Here is a 2,075-nt window from a genome sequence, read left to right on the forward strand (position 1 = left end):
ATATGGACCAAGGTGCCGTTTTCCGGCGTTTTTCGAGGAAAATGCGGCATGGTGTGGTGTGGACGGCAAATTTTCCGGATTGTGTGGAAAACCGGGCTACCGGATCCTTTCAAACGCCGCCAGCGCCTGTTTTCGGGCGCGCTGATGGTCAACAATAGGCTCCGGATACGTTTTGCCCAAGTCAATCTTCGCCTTTTTAAGCGTATCTTCGGGAGCGGTCCATGGCTGGTGGAGATAGTTATTCGGTAGTCCGGCCAGCTCCGGAACGTATTCGCGCACATAGTCGCCCTTCGGATCGAATTTTTCGCCCTGCAGAACAGGATTGAAAATGCGGAAATAAGGTGCCGCGTCCGCGCCGGAACCAGCTACCCATTGCCAGCCCGCAGCGTTGTTCGCCGCGTCCGCATCGACGAGCGTATCCCAAAACCACCCTTCCCCGCTCCGCCAATCGATGAGCAGATGCTTGATCAGGAACGAGGCAACGATCATGCGCACGCGGTTATGCATCCAGCCGGTCTGCCACAGCTGCCGCATGCCGGCGTCGACAATCGGATAACCGGTCATGCCGCGTTTCCAGTCACTGAGATGGTCCGGCCTGTTTTCCCAGGGAAAAGCATCAAAAGCGGTGTTATAGTTTTCCGAGCCCAGTTTCGGTTTGTTGCACAGGAGATGATAAGAAAACTCGCGCCAGCCAATTTCCTGACGGAACTTCTCGGCACCCGCGCGCGCTCCATCGTGCATCGGGATTTTCGTCGCATGCCAGATCTGGAACGGCGTAATTTCACCATGGGCAAGGTGCGGCGACAAGCGTGACGTCGCTTCTATATCCGGCCTGTCGCGATCCTCAGGATAATCCCCGATCCTGTCATCCAGGAAAGTGTGCAGCCGCTCGAGGGCGCCGTGCTCGCCAGGGGTCCAAACCTCGGCAAATCCCTTGCTCCAGTCCGGGTGCTTTGGCAGCAGGACCCAATCGTCCAGCTTGTCGGAAGGCGGCCCGGAGGGCCAACGCTTCAGCGCGCGAGGCGCTGGTAAGGGGTCTCGAGGCTCGGGCATGGAATTGAGCGCGCGCCAGAAGGGGGTGTAAACACGATACGGCCCGTCGGATTTTGTCTTGAATGCAAACGGTTCGTGCAGGATGTGGCCCTCGAAGCTCTTGGTTGCGATGGCTTGGTGTGAGAGTTGCGCCTGCAGCGCCTCATCAATTTTGGCGCCGAGCGGGTCGTAGCGGCGGTTCCAGAGCACCATATCCGCGCCCGTCTCCTTTATCAGCGTGCCGATGACCTCCTCGGTTCGGCCGCGTCTGAGCACGAGCGGAGTACCAAGCGCCTGCAGTGACACGCCGAGGGCGGTCAGCGAATGATACAGCCACCAGCGGCGGGCACCGCCGGTAGGACGGCTGTCGCCGCTAACCCGCTCGTCAAGCAAAAACACCGGAATGACCGGCTTTCCGCCTTGGGATGCAGCAGAAAGCGCACGATTGTCACCGAGCCGCAGATCATGACGGAACAGGACAATGACGGGCTTCTCGACGTCGGAACCGCTCATCTGATAGCTGCATCCCCCTGCAGAATGACCATCACACCTCAAGCCTTATCGCGTTCTCGCCATGTTGACCATCAGCAACGCGCGGGCACGAGGACATGTTCCGCATGTGGATTTCAATCCATGGTTTCTGAATCACGCAGCAGGGCTTCGAGGGTTTCCAGCCGGTCGGCTTCGATGGGGGGCTTGTCCCAACGCAGCCGCGAAATGCGTGGAAACCGCATGGCAACGCCGGATTTGTGGCGCTTGGAGCGATTGAGGCCTTCGAATGCCACCTCAAGCACAAGGCCATGTTCGGGCTCGGCCCGCACCGAGCGCACCGGGCCGAAACGCTCGGTCGTGTTGTTGCGCACGAAGGCGTCGAGCTGTTTCAACTCTTCATCGGTAAAGCCGAAATAGGCCTTGCCGACCGGAACCAGGTATGGCTCGGTTTCCGGTCCTGTCCAGACGGCGAAGGTATAATCCGAATAATAGCTCGAACGCTTGCCGTGGCCGCGCTGGGCATAGACGAGCACAGCATCGATGATGAAGGG

2 protein-coding genes are annotated in these 2,075 nt (G+C 59.1%); both read right to left on the minus strand.

Annotated features, from left to right (window positions below):
* Nucleotides 1-96: 96 nt before the first annotated feature.
* Nucleotides 97-1,545, minus strand: a complete 1,449-nt coding sequence (locus ACXJ5O_RS25245) for a cryptochrome/photolyase family protein (RefSeq protein WP_457302303.1) — start codon at nucleotides 1,543-1,545, stop codon at nucleotides 97-99.
* Nucleotides 1,546-1,658: 113 nt separating this feature from the next.
* A partial coding sequence (locus tag ACXJ5O_RS25250) for an ATP dependent DNA ligase (RefSeq protein ID WP_457302304.1) occupies nucleotides 1,659-2,075 on the minus strand: 417 nt, incomplete at its 5' end.

Source organism: Phyllobacterium sp. P5_D12 (assembly GCF_054049495.1).